Origin of the sequence: Natranaerofaba carboxydovora (assembly GCF_022539405.1) — a bacterium.
Taxonomy (GTDB): domain Bacteria; phylum Bacillota; class Natranaerobiia; order Natranaerobiales; family Natranaerofabaceae; genus Natranaerofaba; species Natranaerofaba carboxydovora.
This window is the reverse complement of the sequence record NZ_CP054394.1, coordinates 3156602-3181219: the sequence shown is the minus strand read 5'-3', so window position 1 is coordinate 3181219 and position 24618 is coordinate 3156602. Positions and strand designations below refer to the sequence as shown.

The window sequence follows — 24618 nt, the reverse complement described above, 5'->3', positions numbered from 1 at the left end:
CTCATTTGCTCTAAAAAATTTACCAGCGGTAGTGTGCGAACGCTTTGTTTGCATCTGCCATTTTGTGTGTATCTTCTTTCTTTTTGATAGCTCCACCAGCTTCATTATATGCATCTATTATCTCACCTGCAAGCCTTTCTTCCATAGTCTTCTCGCTGCGCTCTTTAGCATAATTCGCTAGCCAGCGAATAGCAAGTACTTGTTTTCTATCAGGGCTAACCTCAATTGGCACCTGGTAGGTTGCTCCACCAACTCGCCTGGGTTTAACTTCTAATACTGGCATCACATTTTTAATCGCTGTTTCGAAAACCTCAAGTGGGTCCTCGCCAGTTTTTTCTCTCACCCTATCCATAGCATTATAAAAGATCCTTTGTGAAAGGCTTTTCTTTCCATCAAGCATTATTTTATTAATAAATTTTGATACCCACCTACTATTAAAAACAGGATCTGGGGTAGCTTCTCTTTTTGGTACCGGACCTTTTCTTGGCACTTCTCATCACCCTCCTTTCAAAATATGCCCAAAAAAATAAACCTTCTTTATGTCAATTACATTATTTAATCATTTTCTGTAAAGAGTACTAATATACTTTAATATATACATTGACTCTCAATACTAATTAGTAACTATTCTTTTTTCTTAGTACCATATTTTGATCTACCTTGCCCTCTATTTTCTACGCCAGCCGTATCAAGAGAGCCTCTTACTACCTGATACCTAACACCAGGAAGATCCTTAACACGTCCTCCTCTTACAAGAACTACTGAGTGTTCCTGCAAATTATGGCCAATTCCAGGGATATAAGCAGTTACTTCTACACCGTTAGTAAGTCTAACCCTTGCTATTTTCCTCAAAGCTGAGTTAGGTTTTTTGGGTGTGGTTGTAGAGACCCTGGTACAAACACCTCTTCTTTGAGGACAGTCATTTAATGCTGGAGAGTTAGACTGCTTTTCCATCTTTTTTCTTCCCTTTTTGACCATCTGGTTTATTGTTGGCATGCCTCCACCTCCTTTTTGTCGCACAACACTAATGCTAACTTATTTAAATGCGTTTAAATCTAAACAGATTGAAAATCTCCTAGACCTCTATATCTATTTATATAGAGGTCTAGTTTATTTTTAAAACTATTTCAAAATAGCTGCAGTTGAAGCCCCTCTATAAATGTCACATGCTTCTCCTATCTCCTGCATTGTATCTACATACTCAAATTTAATTCCTTTATTTTTACATTTATTTTCTACTGGTTTTTTAATCTTATCCTCAGCATCTCTGGCTATAAAAACCTTTCTAGCTTTCTCGCTCTCAATTGCTTTTTCAGTTTCTCTAAGCCCGACACAACGTTTGTTAGCCTTCTTTATGTCCAAAACAGCCATTTTACGCCTCCTCTCCGTTAACAGAGAACTTTCTCTTACACACACACTTAGAAATTCTAGCACCATTATTCACCGGTGTCAACAGTGATTTTTTCTTCTTTTTCAATTTCATCACCATCTTCATTTTTTATAGAGTTAGGTTCAGCTTTTATATCGGCTCCCTCTTGGCCTGAGCCACCATAATCTTGCGGGTCTACCTTCACTTTCCTGTATCTTGACATTCCTGTTCCAGCTGGCACCAGTTTTCCTATAATAACATTTTCCTTCAGGCCTATTAAAGGATCTGTTTTTCCTTTGATTGCAGCTTCCGTTAACACTCTTGTAGTTTCCTGGAATGATGCGGCTGATAAGAAACTATCAGTCGCAAGGGAAGCTTTTGTTATTCCTAGTAGAGCTGGTCTCCCTTTAGCAGGCTCAAGCCCATTTTGTCTCGCTTCTTCATTTATACTTTCAAATTCAAAAAAGTCAACAAGTCCTCCAGGAAGAAGTTCTGTATCACCAGGCTCCTCAATTTTTATCTTCCTAAGCATCTGTCTGATAATTATCTCTATATGTTTGTCACTAATGTCCACACCCTGTAGTCTATAAACTTTCTGCACTTCCTGAAGTATATAAAGTTGCACCCCTGCCACACCTTTTACCTTCAATAAGTCATGAGGATTAACAGAACCTTCAGTTAGCTCTTGACCTGCTTCAATTTCTCCACCATCTTCAACTTTTAGTCTAGCACCAAAAGGTATATTATATGTTTTTTCTTCACCTTTTGAAGGCGTAACTATAACTTTTCGTTTTGTTTGGCCTTCCTTTATTGAGACGCGGCCAGCTACTTCACTTATAACTGCAAGCCCTTTTGGTCTTCTAGCTTCAAATAACTCCTCGATCCTCGGCAGACCTTGAGTTATGTCATCTCCTGCAACCCCACCTGTATGGAAAGTACGCATAGTAAGCTGCGTCCCTGGTTCTCCAATTGATTGTGCCGCTATAATACCAACTGATTCTCCAACATTAGCTATTTTACCAGTAGCCATGTCGCGGCCGTAGCAGCTTACGCATACACCGTGACGTGTTTTACATGTAAGAACTGAACGAATAGGCACTTTTTTGTACCCGATATTTACTATCTCTTTAGCTTTATCCTCTGTAATAAGCTCATTTCGCCCTACTAATACTTCATTATTCTCTCCAGTAATATCTTCAGATGCAAATCTTCCTACAATTCTATCGTGTAGATTTTCTATTTCTTCATTTCCATTCTTGATCTCTTCAACATTAATGCCATCTTTAGTACCACAATCATCTTCTCTCACAATTACATCCTGACTCACATCAACAAGTCTTCTTGTTAGATACCCTGAGTCGGCAGTCTTTAGAGCAGTATCAGCTAATCCCTTTCTTGCACCGTGTGTTGAAATAAAATATTCAAGAACTGTTAGTCCCTCTCTAAAGTTTGCCTTGATAGGAAGGTCAATTATCCTTCCTGTTGGGTCTGCCATTAACCCTCTCATACCTGCAAGCTGTGTAATCTGTGATATATTACCTCTTGCTCCCGAATTTGCCATCATATACACAGGATTAAATATCTCCAAGTTATCCATTACTGCATCAGTCACTTCGTCTTTTGCATTACTCCAGGTATCTATAACTCTGCCATATCTTTCTTGCTCTGTTATTAGACCCCTCTTGAACTGCTTTTCTGTAGTTTCAACGCTTTGTTCAGCTTCTTCCATTATTGACTGCTTTTCTCCCGGAATAACTATATCTTCTACTCCAATGGTTATTCCAGCTTCAGTTGCGTATTTGTAACCAAGCCGCTTCATCTCATCTAATATCTTAGCTGTTTCAGAGCTTCCATAGCGACGATAACTAGCTGCAACTAATTCACCTAAGTCATTCTTTTGCAGTGCTTCTCTTTGATCACGCTTAGATATTACCTCTTTTAAGTTTTCACCTTTCTTCAACCAGTCATCTTCTTTAACATTCATGTCTTTAGAATCATTAATGAAAGGAAAGTCTTTAGGCAAAATCTCGTTGAATAAAATTTTCCCTACCGTTGTTATTAATAGGATTGCATTTTCTGGAATTTGATCAGATAAGTTTGTAAAGTCTTTTTTAGTATAATTATCAACCCTGACGCCTACTATTGAATGCAGCTCAATATCATCTCTTTGATAAGCCATTATCGCTTCATCTGGCGACAAGAAGTAACTACCTTCGCCTTTGGCACCTTTTTCTTCTAAGGTTAGATAATAGCTACCAAGCACCATATCCTGAGTGGGTATGGCAACAGGTGCTCCGTCTTTAGGGTTTAGTATATTCTGTGCTGATAACATTAAAACCCTTGCCTCTGCCTGAGCTTCAGCAGACAACGGTACGTGAACAGCCATTTGGTCACCATCAAAGTCTGCATTATAAGCAGGGCAAACTAAAGGATGTATTTGAATGGCCCTTCCTTCTACCAGTATCGGCTCAAAAGCCTGAATACCTAGTCTGTGAAGAGTGGGCGCTCTATTTAAAAGTACAGGATGGTCTTTTATAACTTCTTCTAAAACATCCCATACCTCAGGCCTTACTTTTTCCACCATTCGTTTTGCACTCTTGATATTATGAGTTTTTTCCTCTTCTACCAAACGCTTCATAACAAATGGCTTAAAGAGTTCAAGGGCCATCTCCTTTGGCAGACCGCACTGATGAATTTTTAGCTCTGGGCCAACAACAATAACAGAACGACCTGAGTAGTCAACACGTTTACCTAGGAGGTTTTGACGAAAACGTCCCTGCTTTCCTTTTAGCATATCACTGAGTGATTTTAACGGTCTATTACCAGGCCCCGTAACAGCTCTACCTCTTCTGCCGTTATCAATCAGGGCATCTACAGCTTCTTGTAGCATTCTTTTTTCATTTCTAACTATTATCTCAGGAGCTCCAAGGTCTAACAAACGTTTTAAGCGGTTATTCCTATTTATAACTCGTCTGTATAAATCGTTTAGGTCAGAAGTGGCAAATCTTCCCCCATCTAATTGAACCATTGGACGAAGATCCGGTGGTATTACTGGAATTACATCTAGAATCATACATTGAGGATTATTCCCGGATTTCCTAAATGATTCCACCACTTCCAAACGCCTAACTGCTCTAACTTTTTTCTGGCCCTTTGCAGTTTTTAATTCATCACGTAAGTCTTTCGCCATCTTCTCAAGGTCTAGCTCCCCAAGCAGGTCCTTTATAGCCTCTGCACCCATCTTTGCTTTAAAACCTTTTCCCTGCTTAAAAAGATCTGAATACTTATCTCTGTACTCTCTGTATTCAGTTTCTGTTAAAAGCTGTTTTTTGGCCAGGGATGTTTCACCAGGGTCAATTACGATGTAAGAGGCGAAGTATAATATTTTTTCCAGAATCCTCGGCGAAAGGTCTAATATAAGTCCCATCCGACTTGGAATGCCTTTGAAATACCATATATGACTCACAGGTGCAGCAAGCTCTATATGCCCCATTCTTTCACGTCTAACTTTAGATTGAGTTACCTCTACTCCGCACCGGTCACATACAATACCTTTATAACGGACTCTTTTATACTTACCACAATGACATTCCCAATCTTTTTGAGGCCCGAAAATCTTTTCACAGAACAACCCTTCTTTCTCAGGCTTTAGGGTCCGGTAATTGATGGTTTCGGGCTTTTTAACTTCTCCTCTTGACCAACCCCTGACCTGCTCGGGTGAAGCAAGCCCAATTTTAAGCGCATCAAAATTATTCACATCCATCAAGGGCCATCTCTCCCTTCCCTTTAATTAATGAAACATTATAATTAAAAACATTAATGTAAAACAATTTAGTCCTCACGACCTTTTATATCAATATCCATATCATCTAAACTCACGACACGTTCATTGCCTTCTGTATCCTTAACCTGAACTACTCCCTCTTCTTCATTAATCACCTTCACGTCCATACCCAGACTTGAAAGCTCTTTAATTAAGACTTTAAACGATTCTGGTATCCCAGGTTCTGGCACATTATCGCCCTTTACAATGGCTTCATAAGTCTTAACACGCCCTACGACATCATCACTTTTAACCGTCAACAACTCCTGCAGCGTGTAAGAGGCGCCATATGCCTCAAGGGCCCAAACTTCCATCTCACCAAAACGCTGTCCACCAAACTGTGCCTTTCCACCAAGGGGCTGTTGGGTAACAAGGGAATAAGGTCCAGTAGAACGAGCATGGATTTTGTCATCTACCAGGTGAGCCAGCTTAAGCATATAAATATAACCAACTGTAACCCTGTTATCAAACTGCTTTCCTGTTCTTCCATCATGAAGAGGTGTTTTCCCAGTTTTGGGCATTCCGGCCTCCTCAAGTTTTTCAAAGATCTGCTGTTCATTAGCCCCATCAAAGACAGGGGTAGACATGTGCATTCCTAGTGCTTTTGCCGCCCAACCAAGATGAGTCTCAAGCACCTGTCCCATGTTCATTCTTGATGGAACTCCAAGGGGACTTAAAACTATTTCAACGGGTGTTCCATCAGGTAAGAAAGGCATATCTTCCTCTGGCAAAATTTTTGCTATAACACCTTTATTCCCATGGCGTCCTGCCATTTTGTCACCTACAGATATTTTCCGTTTCTGTGCAACATACACACGTACTAATTTGTTTATTCCAGGAGGAAGCTCATCTCCATCTTCACGATCAAAGACTTTTACATCAACCACGATACCTGACTCGCCGTGAGGCACTTTTAGTGATGTATCTCTTACTTCACGTGCTTTCTCACCAAAAATAGCTCTTAACAACCTTTCCTCAGCGGTAAGTTCGGTTTCTCCTTTAGGGGTAACCTTACCTACCAGGATATCACCGGCCTTAACCTCCGCACCTGACCTAATTATTCCCCTCTCATCTAGGTTTTTTAACGAATCCTTGCCAACATTTGGAATGTCTCTTGTGATCTCTTCTGGTCCTAACTTAGCATCCCTTGCTTCTGCTTCGTATTCTTCTATGTGGATTGATGAAAATGTATCATCTTTTACTAGCTTTTCACTAATCAAAATTGCATCCTCATAGTTATATCCTTCCCATGGCATAAACGCTGCCAATACATTTTTCCCTAGGGCTAGCTCTCCTTCTTCTGTAGAAGAGCCGTCAGCAATAATCTCACCCTCTTCTACTCTATCTCCTTTTCTTGCAACGGGCTTTTGGTTCATGCATGTGCCCTGATTAGACCGATCAAATTTTTGAAATTTGTATATATCAAATCCATCTCTTACATTTACTCTGTCACTCTTAAAAACTTCACCCGTTCTACCATTAATTACTCTGCCTTCACCGCCTTCATCACGACGGATCCAAATTTCTTTTGCACTAACATAATCAACCACCCCTGAAGCAAGGGTCTTGACAATTGCTCCAGAGTCATACGCAGCTCTGTGTTCAACGCCTGTTCCAACTAGAGGCGCCTCACTCTGTAGCAGTGGTACCCCCTGACGCTGCATGTTACTACCCATCAAAGCCCTATTAGCATCATCATTTTCCAAAAATGGAATAAGTGCAGTTGCAAGGCTAACAAGCTGCTTTGGTGATACGTCCATATAATCAACTTCATATGGTGATCTAGTTAAGGTCTCATGTCTGTAACGGGCAATAACTCTGTCATTTTGAAAATATCCATCCTCATCTAAAGGAGAGTTTGCCTGAACAATTACATACTTATCTTCTTCATGGGCAGTTAAATATTCAATTTCTTCTGTAACTCTTCCGTTTTCTTTGTCCACTTTTCTATATGGTGTTTCAATAAATCCTAACTCATTAACTCTACCATAAGTACTAAGAGAATTGATCAGACCAATATTCGGTCCCTCCGGAGTCTCTATCGGACACATTCTTCCATAGTGAGAATGATGAACGTCTCTTACTTCGAAGCCAGCTCTTTCACGGCTAAGGCCACCAGGGCCAAGGGCACTCAAACGACGCTTATGGGTTAGTTCGGCTAAAGGGTTAGTCTGATCCATAAACTGTGAAAGCTGACTGCTGCCAAAAAATTCTTTTATTGAAGCTATAACGGGCCGTATATTAATTAGTGCTGATGGAGTAATAGTATCAACGTCCTGAATTGTCATTCTTTCTCTGATAACTCTCTCCATTCTTGATAGCCCAATTCTGAACTGGTTCTGCAGCAGCTCCCCTACACAACGAAGCCTACGGTTTCCTAAATGATCTATATCATCTACAGAACCAATGCCGTCTAGTAAGTTCAGCAAATAATTAATTGAAGCTACGATATCCTCTTTAGTAAGATTTTTCACGTTTTCATCAACATAACCATTGGCTAAAATAACACTATCTTCATCATTCTTATTCTTTACAACAAGACGGTTAATCCCGGCTTCATTCAATATATCAAAATGTTCTTTTTCAATTTTTTCGTCTTCATTTATTAATATTTCGCCTGTATCTTCTTTAACAATTCTTTGTGCAGCCTTGTATCCAAGTGCCCTATAAAAGTCCAGCTTAACATTTACTTTATACCTTCCGACTTTAGCAAAGTCATATCTCTTTGGATCAAAGAATAAAGACTCGAATAAGCTTTTAGCATTTTCAACATTAAGTGGTTCCCCCGGGCGAAGCCTTTTGTATATTTCTAAAACTCCAGATTCATATGAATCAGTATGATCTTTTTCTAAGGTTGCTTTAATTCTGGCATCTTCTCCAAAAACCCTTAAAATATCTTCATCTGTGCCATACCCAAGGGCTCTTAATAGAACCGTCACAGGTAACTTTCTCGTTCTATCAACCCTTACGAATATAACATTCTGGGCGTTCATTTCAAATTCTAACCAGGCACCACGGTTTGGTATTATTGTCGCTGAAAACAATTCTCTTCCGCTAGTATCCCACTCATTCTTATAATAAACACCCGGGGACCTGACTAACTGACTTACAATAACCCTCTCTGCACCATTAATTATAAAGGTCCCATTCTCAGTCATTAATGGGAAATCTCCCATAAATACTTCCTGCTCTTTTACTTCACCAGTTTCTTTGTTAATAAGCCTTACTTTGACTCGTAACGGAACAGAATAGGTCACATCCCTCTCTTTACATTCTTCAACCGAATATTTTGGTTCACCTAAAGAATAGTCTACAAATTCTAATACAAGACCTCCAGTAAAATCCTGTATCGGCGAAATATCATCGAACATTTCGTGTATACCTTTTTCTAAAAACCATTCATAAGATCTCCTTTGGATCTCAATTAAGTTAGGTAGTTCTCGAACCTCTTCAATTTGCGAAAAAGTTAGCCTTTCTCTTCTCCCACATTTCACGGTTTTTGGCATTAACCAGCTCACCCCTCAGAAACCATTTTTTACCTGTATATTAAAAGTAAATTAAATAACTAACTAATAAATGTTTACATCATAGTATGTTTATGTATCCTAAAATTATTGTCAAAAAAAATTATCTTGCTATATTATCAAATAAAAAAAGCCAGTACGCCTACATCTATATAATTCTCCCCAACTGTAAAAAAATTATACTGTTATACTGGTTGTATATTACTATTCATATATAAAATTTTTTAGAAATAAAAATCAGTAACGGCATTATATGATACTAGCACAAATTATATTCAAAGTCAAGAAATGTACGAAAATTTTTATGAAAAATATAACACCCCGCTTAATAGGCGGGGTGTTATATTAGTGTTTTTTGTTACTTGACTTCTGCTGATCCACCCGCTTCTTCTATCTTTTCCTTTAGTTCTTCTGCTTCTTCTTTACTTGCTTTTTCTTTAACAGCTTTTGGCAGGTCATCTGCCATAGCTTTAGCGTCTTTTAGGCCAACACCAGTTGCCTCTTTAATAGTTTTAATAACCTGTATTTTCTTTTGACCTGGGTCAGTCAATACAACATCAAATTCAGTTTGCTCTGCTTCGCCGCCACCTGCTTCAGCTTCCCCGGCTCCTGCAGCTGGTGCACCCGCCATTGCTACAGGCGCTTGTGCGCTTACCCCAAATTCTTCTTCCATTTCCTTTACTAATTCAGATAGTTCCAACACACTCATCTCTTTAACAATATCTAAAACTTCTTGTACTTTTGACATTATAAAATACCTCCTCAAATTTTGGTTTTAATTTAACTTTCGCCTTCCTCTTCTTCTTTCTTTTTCCTAACAGCTTCGACTGCATAAGCAAAATTTCTGATATTACCTTGACAAACATTAACAAAGTTTGAGATCGGAGCCTGAAATACCCCTACTAACTTGGCTATAAGTTCTTCTTTACTTGGTAAGTCTGCCAACTCTTTGACTTTCTCTTCCCCAATAGCTGTATTTTCCAATATACCTGCCTTAAGCTCTAATTCTTGGTTTTCTTTAGCAAATTCTTTTAGTAATTTTGCCGGAGAAACAGGATCATCATAGCCAAGAGCAATACCTACAGGGCCTACCAGGTACTCATCTAAGCCTTTAATATTTACCTCATCAGCAGCAATTTTAGCAAGGTTGTTTTTAACAACTTTGAATTCTAGACCATTTTCTCTTAGTTTGTCACGTAGTTCACCTATCTGTTCAACATCTAATCCACGATAATCTGCTAAAGCTGCTCCTTCTATCTTTGAAAATTTATCTTTTAATTCGCCAACTATCTCTTCTTTTTCATGTCTTTTTTTGGGCACTTTTTCACCCCCTTCTGGTTATTTCTGATTTTTTATCATAATTTTCTACAAAACCTTTTTAACCAAAAAAAGCCTTCCCCCTAAACAACAGGTGAAGGCCTAAGCATCCTACGATAATTAACAAATTACAGTAGTCAACACACTTACCAATAAGTAGTCTAGAATAGCAGATACTAAACTGACTTATAACATAGCCTTGATATATATTGGCTACGTATAACTGATAGTGTAGGCAGCTTCAACCTCGGCAGGCATATTTAAACCTCACAAGAAGGGTACCTGCTGTCTACGGTTTTCGAGTTAGTATTATTTAATTTTAAGCTTTGTTACTGTTTATTTTATATATCTATAATCTACCTTAACTGCTGGCCCCATAGTAGGTGAAACAGAAACATTCCTAATATACTGTCCTTTCGCTGCTGCAGGTTTAGCTTTTACTAGAGCATCCATTACCGTATTAAAGTTCTCAACCAACCGATCAATTTCAAAAGATACTTTTCCGATTGGAACATGTATATTGCCCGCTTTTTCGACTTTAAACTCTACTTTCCCTGCTTTTGATTCTTGCACAGCTTTTCCTACATCCTGAGTCACAGTACCCGATTTTGGATTAGGCATAAGCCCTTTTGGGCCTAAGGTTTTACCTAGCTTACCAACCATGCCCATCATATCAGGTGTTGCTATTGCCACATCAAAATCCAAAAATCCACCTTCTATTTTAGCTACTAAATCTTCATCTCCTACTAAATCAGCACCTGCTTCTTCTGCTTCTTTTGCTTTTTCACCTTTCGCAAATACAGCAACCTTTACTGTCTTACCTGTACCATGTGGCAGTACAACGCTACCCCTTACCTGCTGATCATTATATTTGGGGTTTACTCCTAACCTAACTGCTAGTTCAACAGTTTCATCAAAGCTAGCATTTGAAACTTCTTTAACTAATTTCATCGCTTCTTCTGCTTCATAAGCTTCGTGTTTATCAATCTTTTCTACAATTTCTTTATACCTTTTACTTTTTGTTTTTTGCATTCTCTGACCTCCTTGTGGTTCAAGCGAAATAATTCTCCCACATTTTTAAAAATAAACTTAATTAACTTTAAATTCTTTTTTAACTTTCTACCTTGATACCCATACTTCTAGCCGTCCCTTCTACCATCTTTGTAGCAGCTTCAACATCGGTTGTATTTAGGTCTTTCATCTTAAGTTCAGCTATTTCCTTAAGCTTATCTCTTTTGACACTTGCAACAGTTTCCTTCCCTGCTTCGCCACTCGCTTTATCTACTCCGGCAGCTTCTTTAATCAACACAGAAGCAGGTGGGGTTTTTGTCTCAAAAGTAAAAGATTTATCTTCATAGACAGAAATTTCCACCGGGATAATCATTCCTGCCTGATCAGATGTCTTCTCGTTAAACTCTTTACAAAATGCCATGATATTAACTCCATGCTGACCTAATGCAGGACCTACCGGTGGCGATGGGTCTGCTTTACCGGCTGGTATCTGCAACTTTATTACCTGCTCTATCTTTTTAGCCATTCTAGCTCACCTCCCATTGTACAGCTTAACAAATATGTTTACTAACCAAGCTTTTCAACCTGGTCAAATTCTAATTCTACAGGAGTTTCTCGTCCAAACATAGACACTAAGACCTTAAGTTTTTCTTTCTCCGGGTATATCTCTTCAATAACCCCTTCAAAATTCTCAAAAGGCCCTTCTAAAATTTTTACTTTTTGGTCTTTTTCAAAATCAACTTTCACCTGTTCATCTTTTATTCCCATGTCTTTCATTATACCAGCTACTTCTGGTTCGCTGAGGGGAACGGGTTTGGTACCAGAACCAACAAAACCTGTTACACCTGGTGTATTTCTAACAACATACCAGGAATCATCCTGCATAACCATTTCAACTAAAACATACCCCGGAAATATCTTCTTTTCTTGGGATTTTTTCTTGCCATCCTTGTACTCAACATGTGACTCAGTAGGTACTATTACTCTAAATATTTTATCGTCCATCTGCATAGAGTCTACTCTTTTTTCTAAATTTGTCTTTACTTTGTTCTCATATCCGGAATATGTGTGCACTACATACCAATGTCTTTCAGTCATAAATCACCAGGGACAAAACTGTCCTGTCCCTCCTCTCTAAAACTTTAATTATTTAACTATATAATCAACTGAATAATTGCTAAGAACCCTGTGTCAAGTATCCAAAAATATATACCAACAATAGCAACTGTCACAAGTACCACTCCGGTATATACAGTAAGTTGTTCTCTTTTAGGCCAGTTTACTTTTTTAAGCTCACTTTTCGTTTCGCTTAAAAACTTTTTCAGCCTATTAAACTTTTTTTTGAGCATAATACTCACATCCTTTGCTCTTACTTCGTTTCTTTATGAGAAGTATGTTTCATGCAAAATCTACAATACTTTTTTAACTCAATACGCTCTTTGTTTGTTTGCTTATTTTTTGTAGTCATGTAATTCCTTTGTTTACATTCTGCACATTCAAGGGTTATTTTATCCCGCATTTGTTTGCACCCCCTACTCCTATATCAAGCAAATATGTCTTTCTTAATTTGTCCATAATCACTTAAGAAAATCTATCATAATAAATCATATATGTCAATATTTATTCTAATATCATGTATAAAAAATCTAGAAAATCAACATAAAAGCCAGGACATATGCCCTGGCCAGTTATTTCTTAATAATTAACAAGTAGTTTTTACTCTATAATACTAGCAACTACTCCTGCACCAACTGTGCGGCCACCTTCACGAATAGCAAATCTCAGCCCCTCTTCGATAGCTATTGGAGTTATTAGCTTTATCTCCATCTCTACGTTGTCTCCAGGCATCACCATCTCTACACCCTCTGGCAGGTCCACTACTCCGGTAACGTCTGTCGTCCTGAAGTAGAACTGAGGACGATAACCCGTGAAAAACGGCGTATGACGACCTCCCTCTTCTTTCTTCAAGACATAAACCTCTGCCTTAAAGTGTGTATGTGGCTTAATGCTTCCTGGCTTCGCTAATACCTGACCACGCTCTACTTGTTCTTTATCTATACCTCTCATCAGTGCCCCAATGTTGTCTCCTGCTTCTGCATAGTCCATCTGCTTCCTAAACATCTCTACTCCAGTTGCTACCGTCTTCTTTGGACGGTCTGACATTCCTACTATCTCTATCTCATCTCCTACGTTTACTTTGCCTCTTTCTACTCTGCCTGTAGCCACTGTGCCACGTCCAGTTATGCTGAATATATCCTCTATTGGCATCAAGAATGGCTTATCTGTGTCACGCTCTGGCGTAGGAATATACTCGTCTATTGCATCTATCAGTTCTAGTATAGGACCGCATGCTTCACAGTCACGGCTACCGCATCCACATTCTAATGCCTGAAGTGCTGAGCCTGTTATCACAGGAGCCTCGTCTCCATCAAAGTCATACTCGCTTAGTAGGTCTCTTACTTCCATCTCTACTAGTTCTAGTAGTTCTTCGTCATCTACCATGTCTGCCTTGTTCAAGAATACTACTATATATGGTACCCCTACCTGACGGGATAGTAGAATATGCTCTCTTGTCTGAGGCATCGGACCGTCTGCCGCACTTACCACCATTACTGAACCGTCCATCTGTGCTGCACCTGTGATCATGTTCTTTACATAGTCCGCGTGACCTGGACAGTCTACGTGGGCATAGTGACGATTGTCTGATTCATACTCCACGTGAGCTGTACTTATGGTTATTCCTCTTTCTTTCTCCTCTGGCGCCCTATCGATCTCATCAAAGGCTTTTACCTCTGTACTTCCTGCGGATGATAAAACCTTGGTTATCGCTGCCGTCAATGTCGTCTTTCCGTGGTCTACGTGACCTATTGTACCTATATTTACGTGCGGTTTTGTCCTTTCAAATTTTTGCTTCGCCATGCTCCTAACCTCCCTATTATTAAATTTATTTGACTAAAAAGCACTTCATAAAATTACAATACTACAAGCCGATGCAGGAGAAGCTTGTTTCGTATAAATATGTATTTTGCTCAACCTGCCTTTTCCATATACCCTATATTTCTAAACAAATGGCATAAAGGCCTTTAAAAACAAAAAAAATTTATGCTATACTACTATGATTTAGTTATATTATTTCGATTTAGTTATATTATTTCTATGTAAATGGTGGCGGCGCAGGGAGTCGAACCCCGGACACTGCGGGTATGAACCGCATGCTCTAGCCACCTGAGCTACGCCGCCAATTGTTAGAGCTGGAGCTCACGACCGGATTTGAACCGGTGGCCTCATCCTTACCAAGGATGCGCTCTAACCTAGCTGAGCTACGTGAGCATGTTGGTTGCGGGGGCAGGATTTGAACCTGCGACCTCCGGGTTATGAGCCCGACGAGCTGCCAGACTGCTCCACCCCGCGTCATATCTAATGCTTTTATTCCTCTGCAAAGCCCAGATCGGTCGATGAGAATCGAACCCACACGATTGGCTTGGAAGGCCAGGGCTCTACTACCTAGCTATACTGCATCCTGGTGGAGAGGGAAGGATTCGAACCTTCGAAGGCTTACGCCAGCAGATTTACAGTCTGCCCCCTTTGACCAGACTCGGGTACCTCTCCATTGCTCTAGGAGCAGGTGTCATTATACCTCTTAATTAGAAAAAAGTCAACATATTAATTTAATAAATTTCCCGATACTTTTTTACAAACTTATTAATTATTATTTAGTGCAAAGGACTTTGTTATTCTATTTATTCTCTTTTTTTCAAATACCTTTCTAGTTTTCTTTTTACTCTCTGGAGTGCGTTGTCAATGGACTTTATATGCCTATTTAACTCAACAGCTATTTCTTGGTAACTTTTCCCTTCTAGATATAGCATTAATACTTTCCATTCAAGAGAACTTAGTATTTCACTCATTTTGAGTTCTATATCACTGTACTCTTCTCGGTTAACCATTAAGTCTTCGGGATCTGTAATTCTTATTCCAGAGATAACGTCCAATAAAGTTCTGTCGGAATCTTCATCATAAATTGGTTTATCTAAAGATACGTATGAATTTAGGGGAATATGCTTTTGTCTTGTTGCTGTCTTAATTGCTGTTATAATTTGACGAGTTATACATAGTTCCGCAAAAGCTTTAAAAGACGATAGCTTGTCCCCACGAAAATCCCTAATGGCCTTATAAAGCCCAATCATGCCTTCTTGAATAATATCTTCCCTATCAGCACCAATTAAAAAGTATGATCTTGCTTTAGCTCTAACAAAGTTTTTGTACTTGCCGATCAAAAATTCTAACGCTTCATAGTTACCTTCCCTGGCCTCCCAAGCAATTTCCTCATCGTCCATAAGATCATACTTGTCATATAATTCTTGGGCGCTTTGACTCACAAGCATCGCCTCCACCCTATAATTTTAGGAGCAAATAAAAAAACGTAAATCCCCGTCCCACCACAACGTAATTATACCTTAATATCAAATTAACAGTCAAGGAAAGGAAAAACTTTAATTAAAGTAAAACAACCCATATTATACTTTTTTTTGAATTCTAACCCTCCTTTCTTTTTCTTAATTTTTCTAATTTTTCAAGTATATCGCAGTTAACAGTATTGCCCAGGGTATTTTTATTTTTTTTTAACTTTTCCTTTTCTAGAAAATCTTTTCTTAAGTTTTTTTTGTAATGTTCTATGTGATTTAGTAACTCTCTTGCAGATAATCTTATAGCACCCTTACCAAGAACAATCCTCTGTTCCTGCCAGTCGGAAGTTGCAACTTCTACTTTATTCTCTTTGTCGAGATCATAGACAAGTGATTCGATAACCCTATCAGCAGTTACACCTTCTTTTGTATAAATAACCACAATTCCATCAATTTTTTCTTTACTTCCTTTGCTATCTTTTTGATGGTAAGCATCAAAAACTACAATTATTTCTTCCCATAATACTTTCTTACACTCGGAAAGGGTTTCTATTAGCGACTGTCGGCTAAATTCTAGATTATCTTTAGCCATTGACTTTAAATCCTGCCAGGCATTTATAATATTATAGCCGTCCACTATCAAGTATTTACCCAAAACCAACACTCCGATCAAAACCTACGTTTGTTCCTTTATATCACATTCTTTGTTTTACTATTTCGTATAGTATAATACTACCAGCAGTAGATACGTTTAGCGAGTTTACATTTCCATACATTGGTATTTTCACTAAAAAATCGCAGTTTTTCTTGACCAAATTACTTAGGCCTTCTCCTTCACTACCTAATACCATAGTGAGAGGCGTATCATATTTTACATCAAAATAATTTTCTGCTCCTTCACTTTCACAACCAATTACCCAAATCCACTTTTTTTGCAGTTCATTTATAGTTCTAGAAATATTACTAACCTTTGCTACTTTTACATGCTCTAAAGCGCCACTAGAAGCCTTAAATACTGCAGGAGTAATACCAGCAGCCCGGTCTTTTGGTATTATAATACCATGAGCACCTACAGCTTCAGCAGTCCTAATTATTCCGCCAAGGTTTTGAGGGTCTTTCACATGATCTAATATTATTATTAAGGGCTGTTCGCTCTTTCCTTTTGCATACTCCAAAATTTCATTTACAGATACAAAGTTATATGGTTCCACAAAAGCAACAACACCCTGATGCTCATTAGTGTCTACTTTCTTTACCAGGGTTTTTTTATCAATTGTTTCCAAAGGAATTTTATTTTCTTTTGCTAAACCACTTACTTCTTCAAAAAACTTTCCTTTTTCAGTTCCAACTATTTCTATTTTATGTATTTTTCTTCCAGCTTTAATTGCTTCTACAACAGGATTTTTACCATATATTATAGTTTGTGACACTACACATTTCCTCCGTTTTAATCTTTTTCTACTAAAATTTTATAACGGCCACAGCTTTTCTTACCTTCAGTACATCGTTTAGTCATATCACACTCAGCCCCAACATCCTCAAATACATACGGGCTTACCTCTTTAACTTTTTCAAGCATTCTCCATGCAAGTTCTCTAATTTCCCATTGTGCCCTAAAGCAGCATCTAAGCTGGAAAAAGTTGATTAAACTCCTAGCATTAAAGGTAGCTACTAGTTTTGTTTCACAGGAGTTTGGAAGTATATATCTGGCATCCTCTTTAGGTACTTTTTCACAAAGTTTGTTATAGTTTTCCTGTAGCATTTGCATAGTTTCTTCGTAGATCTTTTTAGCTTCATCACTTTCATTTATTGTAGGAGGGGTTATGTAGCAGAAGCCTTCTTCAGAGACATATCTCTGTGACTTTTGTGTATAACTTGCAATCCGATGTCTTACAAGTTGATGTGAAAGAGCTCTGCTTATGCCTTCAATTCCAAAAGTAAAGCTTATGTGCTCTATAGGTGAAGTGTGGCCAACTTTTTTTAACATATTAATTAATTTTTTTACCTCTTGTTCATCCATATCATTATATATTTCATCAACATTGCTACTAGAATAACAAAGACGCGCCCCGGCAGCTACAGTCCGATCAGGATCGGGTGTATGTTTAATTAGCGAAACTTCCATAAAATAATCTCTCCCTTAAATATTATTTTGTCAAAATAATTTCATGCTAAACTAAATTTTGATTCTGGTGCAAAAAGTCTATTCACATCACATAAGTAAAGTGTTTTTAATTGATACATCTAAAACTCGTCAAGATGTAATTATAAATAAAAACAAAGCTTTGCTCATATGACTTTTTGCACCAGAATCAATTTTTATTATTTAATTTTGTTTAATTTTGATCAAATCAAATAATTCTAAAAGCCTCTCAAAATTATTTGAAAGATACAAGTAACCAAAAAGAGCTTCTAAAGCCGTAGCTCTCCTATAGTCTGCTAATTCAACACTTTTTGGAGGGTTGTTTATTTTAGTATTTCTTGCACGCCTTACGATCGAAGACTCACTTTTATCTAAATGTGAGTCTATCTCATTTAAAGCCTTTGCTTGAGCCTCTGCCCTAACTATCTCAACAGTTTTTTGATGCATGTTTTTAACTTTTACATTTTCTTTTTTTAGCAGATATTCTCTTATCAAAAGCTCGTACACTGCGTCACCAATATAGGCGAGGTTTAATACCGGAAGTTGGCCAGCCTTTTTCTCATCTAAAAAAGTCATATTTTTTAGCATTAACCGCTATCCCTCTTCCAGCGCACTCCCTGTGGAGTGTCTTCTATTAAAATTCCTTTTTCTTTTAATTCATCTCTTATAGCATCAGCAGTAGCAAAGTCCTTTTCTTTACGAGCTGTCTGGCGCTTTTCTATCATTTCCCATATCTCTTCATCTAAAATCTCTTCATTGGCCGACACCTCAGGTAATAACCCCAAAACTTGGTCCATCTTTTGTAATCTATTTAAAACTTTATCCAACACAACTTTATTAGGTGTTTTACCTGTAATATATGAATTTACTTCTCTAACAATAGTAAAAACTGAAGCAAGAGCATCGGCTGTATTAAAGTCATCATCCATAACATTTTCAAACTCTTTTTCTTTCTCATCTATAAGCTTTATTATTTTTTCGTCCTCTTCATTTATGTCTGCCTCTTTAGCAGTTTTATTAGCATGTAATAAGTTATTATAGAAATTATTTAGCCTTTCAACACTGCTTTTTGACTGTTCCAAAAGCTCCTCAGTATAATTAAGAGGGCTTCTGTAATGAGCACTTAATAGAAATAGTCTCAAAATCCTCGGATCATAATTTTTCCTAAATTCTCTCACAGTCATAAAATTTCCTAATGACTTAGACATTTTTTTGTCATCAAACTTCAAATAACCCACATGCATCCAATAGTTACAGAACGTTTTGCCCGTTGCACCTTCACTTTGGGCGATCTCATTTTCATGGTGAGGAAAAGTCAAATCAGAACCGCCAGCATGAATATCAAAAGGAGCTCCCAAATATTTCATACTCATAGCAGAACATTCAATGTGCCATCCCGGTCTTCCCTTTCCCCAGGGGCTATCCCAGTGAGGCTCTCCAGGCTTATTAGCCTTCCACAAAACAAAATCAAGAGAGTTTTTCTTTTTTTCTTTTTCTTCTTCCGATAATCTTGCACCACTCTCAAGTTCTTCAAGGTCCTGCTTACACAGCTTTCCATACTCTTTATAGTTTGAAATATCAAAAAACACGTCCCCGCTAGATTCATAGGCATAACCCTTCTCAATCAGCTTGTTTATTAAATCAATTATTTCTTCTATGTGATATGTAGCCCTTGGCTGATAATCCGCATCTTTAATGCCTATCGCCCTAGCATCCTCAATATAAGCTTCGATAAATTTATCAGCTAATTCTTCAACAGTAACAGAAAGCTCGTTCGCTCGGTTTATCATTTTATCTTCAATATCTGTAAAGTTTTGAACATAGGTCACATTATATCCTTTATATTCAAAATACCTTCTAATAACATCAAAAATCAAAAATGCTCTAGCATTACCTACGTGAAAATAGTCATACACTGTAGGACCACAAACATACATTTTCACTTGATCCTTTTCGACTGGCTGGAAAACTTCTTTTTCTCTTTTCAAACTATTAAATAGCCTAATTGTCATCTAAACCCTCACCTCTTTTAAAACTTCCAAGCTCTATCAAATGTTATGGCATTAAAGTTATCTATTTGAATTTTTTTCAGGACTCTTAAAGTTTTTTTCATTATACCCGGACTATTTATCACATGTCAACTCTTTGCCCTATGACACCTGGCTTAATACACTTTCTAAACGATTTAAAGCCTTTTCTTTTCCTAAAAGATATATTAAGCTGTCAAGTTCAGGGCCTTGTTTCTCACCGCTCACCGCTATTCGTGTTGGCATAAAAAGCTTTTTGCCTTTAAGTTTTAATTTTTTGCCAGCAGATTTTATAACAGAAGATATGTTTTCTCTACTCCACTCATCTAAATCACCAAAACCTTCTTTTAGTTCTCTAACCAGGTTAATATTATTTTCATCTTGCAAAAATTCTTCTTTTATGTTCTCTTCCAGATCAACTTCATCTCCCACAAATATAGTTATTTTTTCTGGAAAGTCCGAGAGTTGATTGAGTTGGTCTTTGGTAATCTCGATAATTTCTATGAACCAATCAAAATTATCATCCATTGTGTTTTCATCCATAATACCTGCCCTTGTAACAAAAGGCTTTACTAACTCAAAAAGCCTTTTGTTGTCAGCTTCCTTAATATAATGAGAATTCATCCATTTTAATTTTTCTATATCAAACACGGCCGCACTTTTTGCTACTCTATTTATATCAAAAATCTCGACAATCTCTTCAGGCTTAAACAGTTCTTCTTCCCCCGTAGGCGACCACCCAAGTAAAGCCAGAAAATTTACCATTGCTTCTGGTAAAAAACCTTTTTCTCTATATTCACCAATAAAAGTTTCACCGTGACGTTTACTTAGTTTCGACTTGTCAGGTCCTAAAATCAACGAAAGGTGACCAAAGTTTGGAGCTTCTAAACCAAGAGCATCATAAATCATTACCTGGCGAGGTGTATTAGAGAGATGGTCTTCCCCTCTGAGTACATGAGTTATTTTCATCAAAAAGTCATCTATGACACAGGCAAAATTATAAGCTGGCATACCATCGCTTTTTATTAAAATAAAGTCACCTATTCCATCACTTTCAAATTCAACTTCACCCTTAATTAGATCGTTAACAATTAGCTTTTTACCAGAAGGAACATCAAATCTAATTACACTTTTTCTTCCTTCTTCTTTATACTCGATTAGTTCTTCATCAGACAACTCTTTACATCTACCATTATAACGAGGCACTTCCCCTCTATTTCTTTGAGCCTCTCTTAGCTCTTCTAATTCCTCTTCTGTGCAAATACATTCATAAGCTTTTCCCTCAGTCAATAATTTTTCTGCATTTTCTATATATATTTCTTTTCTTTCACTTTGTCTATAAGGGCCATGTTCTCCACCAATCTCCGGGCCTTCATCCCAATCAAGCCCTAACCATTTTAGCTCCTTATATATAGTATTTTCATGTTCCATTTTTGATCTAGAAACATCTGTATCTTCTATCCGCAAAATATATGTCCCATTAATATTTCTAGCATACAACCAATTAAATAAAGCCGTCCTAATATTACCAATATGTATTGAACCCGTTGGACTTGGAGCAAATCTTAATCTAACATTTTCAGGCTTGTTTTCCTTTGTCAACTTAATTCCTCCCCGGTTATTTAGATGTTTAATCATAAAAATGATTATAACAAACCAATTATTTGTTAACAAGCTATCAGATCCCGTTTACTTTTTATACAAAAGAACCGTAGCTTGAGCCATTATACCTTCTTTTCTACCTACAAATCCAAGGCCTTCAAAGGTAGTTGCTTTTACACTAATTTTTGATATGTCTTCATCAATAGCTTTTGATATAGACCCCCGTATATCATCAATATAGGGAGCTAGTTTTGGTTTTTCTGCCATTATTGTACAGTCAATATTTGTAATACCATATCCTTTCTTTTTAGCCAAGTTATAGCAATGTATTAAAAGATCCAAGCTATAGGCATCTTTAAATTTCATATCTTCCGGAGGAAAATGTTTTCCAATGTCTCCAAGTGACAGAGCCCCCAAAATAGCGTCCATCATAGCATGTGTTAATACATCCGCATCTGAGTGTCCTTTTAACCCTCTACTTTCATCAACCCTTACGCCTCCAAGTATTAATGGAGGCTCTTCGGAGAAGCCGTGAACATCTATACCACTTCCTATTCGCAAAACCTCCCTCTCCTTTCTAAGATTTTTTCAGCCAATTCAACATCCTCAATAGTGGTTAATTTTATATTTTCATAAGATGATTTAACAACTCTTGGTGATACCCCAATTCTTTCCACCAGCGAACAATCATCAAACCCCGTATAGTCCTTTTTAACGGCCTTTTCATGTGCCTTTTCAATCAATGATTTTTCAAAAGCTTGCGGTGTTTGCGCTGACCACAAAGTTTCCCTTGGAGGGGTTTCTTTGACAAAAACTCCAGTATCATTTTCATAGCTAACTTTAACCGTATCTTTGACCGGTACAGCCGCTAAAGCAGCAAAATGAATATATGCCTCAGCTATAACTTTTTCGATTAAGTCTGCAGTCACAAGAGGCCTTGCCCCATCATGAATCATAATATATGAACATTCTGAGGAAGCTTCCTTGATCCCATTATAAACGGATTGTTGTCTGCTTTTTCCTCCTTCAATAGCTTTAATAATAATATCTTTATTATTATTAATTTCGTCATTATACGGTTTTATAACTTCATCATAACAGACTGGCTTCTCGTCTTTGTTAACCACTAATATAATCTCTTTAATAAAAGAAAGGCGGGTAAATGCCCGCCAAGTATGCGTTAGTACTGGTTTTCCAAGAAGATTCAAATACTGTTTGTTAACTTTGGTTCCCATTCTTTTTCCTTGACCTGCTGCAGGTATTATACATGATACATTATAGTTTAATTTGTCCATAATAAAACCTCTCCCTAAAAATTATAGCTTTGATATTTAGTTAACAGCTTTTATGCATGACTTTTATCAAGTTGATACTTAGGTTTGGCAAAAATCATTCTCCCTGCAGCTGTTTGAAGTACACTTGTTACCATAACTTCTAATTTTTCACCGATATGCCTTTTCCCGCCATCAACAACTATCATTGTTCCATCATCAAGATAAGCAACTCCTTGGTCTACTTCTTTCCCATCTTTAATCACTTTTACTGCCATCTCTTCGCCTGGAAGAACCACTGGCTTTACAGCATTTGCCAATTCGTTGATGTTTAATACAGGCACACCTTGCAGTTGCGCCACCTTATTCAAGTTGTAGTCATTTGTAATAACTTTCCCCTTTAGCTCTTTAGCTAGCTTAACTAGTTTGCTATCTACTTCTGCTTCATCTACATCTCCCTCATATATCTCTACTTCTATATCTAGCTCCTTTTGTATTTTGTTTAAGATATCAAGCCCTCTTCTGCCTCTGTTCCTTTTTAGGAGGTCAGATGAATCGGCTATATGCCGCAGCTCTTCTAAAACAAAGCTTGGAATAATCAAAGGTCCTTCTAGAAAACCTGTTTTACACACATCGCTAATTCTACCGTCTATTATCACAGAAGTGTCAAGCACCTTGACCACCCTGCTTCTATTACTTTTTACTGCAGGCAGTGAATATTGTGATGTGTCATCTTCATTTCTCCCATATTTATCTCTACTACCCATTCCAGAAAGAAAGTTATTAATATCATCCTTTCTGTTATAAGATACAACAGCACCTAAATAACCCATAACTATTGTTACTACAAGAGCTAGATAAACTCCTATCCAGGGTATCCTTGACATAGGGATACTAAGAAGCACTCCAAGAATTAACCCAACCAAAAATCCTCCAGATCCTATGATCATATCCTGGGTAGGTATTATTTTCATCTTTTTCTCAAGCCAGCTTGATAGTTGAACTATGTTCCTTATCAACACTGGAAATAAAAAATAAAATATTAGTCCACAAACTGCCCCTCCAACAATTGATACACCTAACATACCAGCTGGACCTATCTGCATTTCTCTTATTACATCCAAGTTGTCCATCATCCTAAATATTTGGAAACCAAGAACAACAGCTATTAATACGGATATAATTTTTGTAGCCTTTCTAAGCAAGCCTTTTCACCCCCTTTCAGGCGCCTATACCTAATTATAGCCCATTTGTTTTGATTTTTTCAATGCTTTTCAAAACCTTAAAATAAGCATTTTTGTTAAAATTAGGTTTCTTGATGTTATAATTTACAAAAAAAACGTCAATTATTCATGACGTTTTTTCTAAGGATTTATCAATGAAAGATAATATCTCTGTTTCATCTGCTTCTCCAGCCAACACTAACTCGCTTATTAATATCTGTTTTGCTGTGTCTAGCATTTTTTTCTCTCCAGTGGATAAACCTTTGTCTTTTTCTCTAAACATCAAGTTCTTAACAACTGCAGCCACTTCATATATGTCACCACTTTTAATCTTCTCCATGTTAACCTTGTATCTTTGGTTCCAATTTATTTCACTATCTATCTGGTGATCTCCTAAGATCTTATAAACTTTGTTTACTCCATTTTCATCTATTACTTCTCTTAAGCCCACTTCTTTTATATTTTCTGTTGGTATCAGAACAGTCAAGTCACCTAAAGGTAGCCGCATCACATAATATTTATGCTTTTCACCAAGGACTTCTCGCTCTTCTATAGCTTCAATAGTTCCTGCCCCATGTACCGGGTAAACCACTTTGTCTCCTATGTCAAACATAGAAAAACCCCCTAAAATTCATACGATTATATAATATAATACTAACACACCGCTATATTTATGTCAAAGTTTTTTATATTATCATGTTATTTTTTAATTGTCAATCTTTTTCAAACATTTTTTAAACCAGCTCACTTTATATTACTTTAATATGTTTTGCCATTACATAAAAATTTTAATATTTGATTAGTTTTTAGTACATCTTTTTCAAATCAGTAATATAAGATAATTTTGCATTTAAATGCAGGATTATTATATTTTTTGCAGAATAACTTCCATAAAATTAAAA

General features: G+C 37.3%; 24 protein-coding genes, 4 tRNA genes and 1 other annotated feature. All 28 genes read right to left on the bottom strand.

Annotated features, from left to right (window positions below):
- Positions 1-19: 19 nt before the first annotated feature.
- The 28 genes from rpsG to ACONDI_RS14980 all read right to left on the bottom strand — a co-directional run bounded on the left by rpsG (position 20) and on the right by ACONDI_RS14980 (position 24329).
- Entirely contained in the window at positions 20-490 is a 471-nt protein-coding gene (gene rpsG / locus ACONDI_RS15115) for a 30S ribosomal protein S7 (protein WP_241079361.1), read from the bottom strand.
- A gap of 134 nt (positions 491-624) precedes the next feature.
- Positions 625-996 carry a 30S ribosomal protein S12 gene (gene rpsL, locus ACONDI_RS15110; protein WP_241079360.1) on the bottom strand — a complete coding sequence of 124 codons (372 nt, stop codon included), beginning with the start codon at positions 994-996 and terminating at the stop codon, positions 625-627.
- Between the two features lie 126 nt (positions 997-1122).
- A complete protein-coding gene (locus ACONDI_RS15105; RefSeq protein WP_241079359.1) occupies positions 1123-1371 on the bottom strand; it encodes a L7Ae/L30e/S12e/Gadd45 family ribosomal protein in 249 nt (82 codons plus the stop codon).
- Between the two features lie 65 nt (positions 1372-1436).
- A complete protein-coding gene (gene rpoC / locus ACONDI_RS15100; RefSeq protein WP_420848154.1) occupies positions 1437-5132 on the bottom strand; it encodes a DNA-directed RNA polymerase subunit beta' in 3696 nt (1231 codons plus the stop codon).
- 68 nt (positions 5133-5200) lie between these two features.
- On the bottom strand, positions 5201-8698 hold the full coding sequence (gene rpoB / locus ACONDI_RS15095; RefSeq protein ID WP_241079357.1) for a DNA-directed RNA polymerase subunit beta: 3498 nt from the start codon (positions 8696-8698) through the stop codon (positions 5201-5203).
- Between the two features lie 376 nt (positions 8699-9074).
- The gene (rplL, locus tag ACONDI_RS15090; protein WP_241079356.1) at positions 9075-9464 is read right to left on the bottom strand and encodes a 50S ribosomal protein L7/L12; all 390 of its coding nucleotides are present in this window, start codon (positions 9462-9464) and stop codon (positions 9075-9077) included.
- A gap of 32 nt (positions 9465-9496) precedes the next feature.
- Positions 9497-10036, bottom strand: coding sequence for a 50S ribosomal protein L10 (rplJ, locus tag ACONDI_RS15085; RefSeq protein WP_241079355.1), 540 nt, complete (start codon positions 10034-10036; stop codon positions 9497-9499).
- A gap of 56 nt (positions 10037-10092) precedes the next feature.
- Positions 10093-10346 (bottom strand) — a sequence feature (ribosomal protein L10 leader region).
- Between the two features lie 23 nt (positions 10347-10369).
- Positions 10370-11065 (bottom strand): 50S ribosomal protein L1, encoded by a 696-nt coding sequence (rplA, locus tag ACONDI_RS15080; RefSeq protein WP_241079354.1) that lies wholly within the window; start codon positions 11063-11065, stop codon positions 10370-10372.
- 79 nt (positions 11066-11144) lie between these two features.
- Positions 11145-11570 carry a 50S ribosomal protein L11 gene (gene rplK, locus ACONDI_RS15075; protein WP_241079353.1) on the bottom strand — a complete coding sequence of 142 codons (426 nt, stop codon included), beginning with the start codon at positions 11568-11570 and terminating at the stop codon, positions 11145-11147.
- Positions 11571-11611: 41 nt separating this feature from the next.
- The gene (gene nusG, locus ACONDI_RS15070) at positions 11612-12142 is read right to left on the bottom strand and encodes a transcription termination/antitermination protein NusG (protein ID WP_241079352.1); all 531 of its coding nucleotides are present in this window, start codon (positions 12140-12142) and stop codon (positions 11612-11614) included.
- Between the two features lie 56 nt (positions 12143-12198).
- The gene (secE, locus tag ACONDI_RS15065) at positions 12199-12393 is read right to left on the bottom strand and encodes a preprotein translocase subunit SecE (RefSeq protein ID WP_241079351.1); all 195 of its coding nucleotides are present in this window, start codon (positions 12391-12393) and stop codon (positions 12199-12201) included.
- 20 nt (positions 12394-12413) lie between these two features.
- Positions 12414-12563 (bottom strand): 50S ribosomal protein L33, encoded by a 150-nt coding sequence (gene rpmG, locus ACONDI_RS15060; protein WP_241079350.1) that lies wholly within the window; start codon positions 12561-12563, stop codon positions 12414-12416.
- Between the two features lie 197 nt (positions 12564-12760).
- A complete protein-coding gene (gene tuf, locus ACONDI_RS15055) occupies positions 12761-13963 on the bottom strand; it encodes an elongation factor Tu (protein WP_241079349.1) in 1203 nt (400 codons plus the stop codon).
- 244 nt (positions 13964-14207) lie between these two features.
- Positions 14208-14284: transfer RNA gene (locus ACONDI_RS15050), tRNA-Met, on the bottom strand.
- 12 nt (positions 14285-14296) lie between these two features.
- Positions 14297-14374, bottom strand: a tRNA-Thr gene (locus tag ACONDI_RS15045).
- Between the two features lie 4 nt (positions 14375-14378).
- Positions 14379-14455 (bottom strand) — tRNA-Met (locus ACONDI_RS15040).
- A 110-nt stretch (positions 14456-14565) separates the two neighbouring features.
- Positions 14566-14653: transfer RNA gene (locus ACONDI_RS15035), tRNA-Tyr, on the bottom strand.
- Between the two features lie 131 nt (positions 14654-14784).
- Entirely contained in the window at positions 14785-15429 is a 645-nt protein-coding gene (gene sigH, locus ACONDI_RS15030) for an RNA polymerase sporulation sigma factor SigH (RefSeq protein ID WP_420848153.1), read from the bottom strand.
- A gap of 151 nt (positions 15430-15580) precedes the next feature.
- Positions 15581-16105 (bottom strand): NYN domain-containing protein, encoded by a 525-nt coding sequence (locus tag ACONDI_RS15025; protein WP_241079347.1) that lies wholly within the window; start codon positions 16103-16105, stop codon positions 15581-15583.
- Positions 16106-16145: 40 nt separating this feature from the next.
- Positions 16146-16880, bottom strand: coding sequence for a 23S rRNA (guanosine(2251)-2'-O)-methyltransferase RlmB (rlmB, locus tag ACONDI_RS15020; RefSeq protein WP_241079346.1), 735 nt, complete (start codon positions 16878-16880; stop codon positions 16146-16148).
- Positions 16881-16897: 17 nt separating this feature from the next.
- A complete protein-coding gene (thyX, locus tag ACONDI_RS15015) occupies positions 16898-17575 on the bottom strand; it encodes an FAD-dependent thymidylate synthase (protein ID WP_241079345.1) in 678 nt (225 codons plus the stop codon).
- A 201-nt stretch (positions 17576-17776) separates the two neighbouring features.
- Positions 17777-18181: a Mini-ribonuclease 3 gene (locus ACONDI_RS15010; protein WP_241079344.1), complete on the bottom strand. Its 405-nt coding sequence runs from the start codon at positions 18179-18181 to the stop codon at positions 17777-17779.
- The gene (gene cysS, locus ACONDI_RS15005) at positions 18181-19599 is read right to left on the bottom strand and encodes a cysteine--tRNA ligase (RefSeq protein ID WP_420848218.1); all 1419 of its coding nucleotides are present in this window, start codon (positions 19597-19599) and stop codon (positions 18181-18183) included. Before cysS ends, ACONDI_RS15010 begins: the two co-directional genes overlap by 1 nt.
- 144 nt (positions 19600-19743) lie before the next feature.
- Complete coding sequence (gene gltX / locus ACONDI_RS15000; RefSeq protein ID WP_241079342.1) at positions 19744-21222, bottom strand: glutamate--tRNA ligase; 1479 nt, start codon at positions 21220-21222, stop codon at positions 19744-19746.
- Positions 21223-21309: 87 nt separating this feature from the next.
- A complete protein-coding gene (gene ispF, locus ACONDI_RS14995; RefSeq protein WP_241079341.1) occupies positions 21310-21783 on the bottom strand; it encodes a 2-C-methyl-D-erythritol 2,4-cyclodiphosphate synthase in 474 nt (157 codons plus the stop codon).
- Positions 21774-22517, bottom strand: a complete 744-nt coding sequence (gene ispD, locus ACONDI_RS14990; protein ID WP_241079340.1) for a 2-C-methyl-D-erythritol 4-phosphate cytidylyltransferase — start codon at positions 22515-22517, stop codon at positions 21774-21776. Before ispD ends, ispF begins: the two co-directional genes overlap by 10 nt.
- A gap of 50 nt (positions 22518-22567) precedes the next feature.
- Entirely contained in the window at positions 22568-23629 is a 1062-nt protein-coding gene (locus tag ACONDI_RS14985) for a PIN/TRAM domain-containing protein (protein ID WP_420848217.1), read from the bottom strand.
- 214 nt (positions 23630-23843) lie between these two features.
- Positions 23844-24329: a CarD family transcriptional regulator gene (locus ACONDI_RS14980; protein ID WP_241079338.1), complete on the bottom strand. Its 486-nt coding sequence runs from the start codon at positions 24327-24329 to the stop codon at positions 23844-23846.
- Between the last annotated feature and the right edge of the window lie 289 nt (positions 24330-24618).

Excerpts from the sequence above, each read along its gene's own strand:
- rpsL (WP_241079360.1), bottom strand. The coding sequence starts at position 996 with ATGCCAACAATAAACCAGATGGTCAAAAAGGGAAGAAAAAAGATGGAA.
- nusG (WP_241079352.1), bottom strand. The coding sequence starts at position 12,142 with ATGACTGAAAGACATTGGTATGTAGTGCACACATATTCCGGATATGAG.
- rplL (WP_241079356.1), bottom strand. The coding sequence starts at position 9,464 with ATGTCAAAAGTACAAGAAGTTTTAGATATTGTTAAAGAGATGAGTGTG.
- rplK (WP_241079353.1), bottom strand. The coding sequence starts at position 11,570 with ATGGCTAAAAAGATAGAGCAGGTAATAAAGTTGCAGATACCAGCCGGT.
- ACONDI_RS14980 (WP_241079338.1), bottom strand. The coding sequence starts at position 24,329 with ATGTTTGACATAGGAGACAAAGTGGTTTACCCGGTACATGGGGCAGGA.
- rplA (WP_241079354.1), bottom strand. The coding sequence starts at position 11,065 with ATGCAAAAAACAAAAAGTAAAAGGTATAAAGAAATTGTAGAAAAGATT.
- sigH (WP_420848153.1), bottom strand. The coding sequence starts at position 15,429 with ATGCTTGTGAGTCAAAGCGCCCAAGAATTATATGACAAGTATGATCTT.
- rpmG (WP_241079350.1), bottom strand. The coding sequence starts at position 12,563 with ATGCGGGATAAAATAACCCTTGAATGTGCAGAATGTAAACAAAGGAAT.
- tuf (WP_241079349.1), bottom strand. The coding sequence starts at position 13,963 with ATGGCGAAGCAAAAATTTGAAAGGACAAAACCGCACGTAAATATAGGT.
- ACONDI_RS15010 (WP_241079344.1), bottom strand. The coding sequence starts at position 18,181 with ATGCTAAAAAATATGACTTTTTTAGATGAGAAAAAGGCTGGCCAACTT.
- rpoC (WP_420848154.1), bottom strand. The coding sequence starts at position 5,132 with ATGGATGTGAATAATTTTGATGCGCTTAAAATTGGGCTTGCTTCACCC.
- ACONDI_RS14985 (WP_420848217.1), bottom strand. The coding sequence starts at position 23,629 with ATGATGGACAACTTGGATGTAATAAGAGAAATGCAGATAGGTCCAGCT.
- ispD (WP_241079340.1), bottom strand. The coding sequence starts at position 22,517 with ATGGACAAATTAAACTATAATGTATCATGTATAATACCTGCAGCAGGT.
- rpoB (WP_241079357.1), bottom strand. The coding sequence starts at position 8,698 with ATGCCAAAAACCGTGAAATGTGGGAGAAGAGAAAGGCTAACTTTTTCG.
- ACONDI_RS15105 (WP_241079359.1), bottom strand. The coding sequence starts at position 1,371 with ATGGCTGTTTTGGACATAAAGAAGGCTAACAAACGTTGTGTCGGGCTT.
- secE (WP_241079351.1), bottom strand. The coding sequence starts at position 12,393 with ATGCTCAAAAAAAAGTTTAATAGGCTGAAAAAGTTTTTAAGCGAAACG.
- thyX (WP_241079345.1), bottom strand. The coding sequence starts at position 17,575 with ATGGAAGTTTCGCTAATTAAACATACACCCGATCCTGATCGGACTGTA.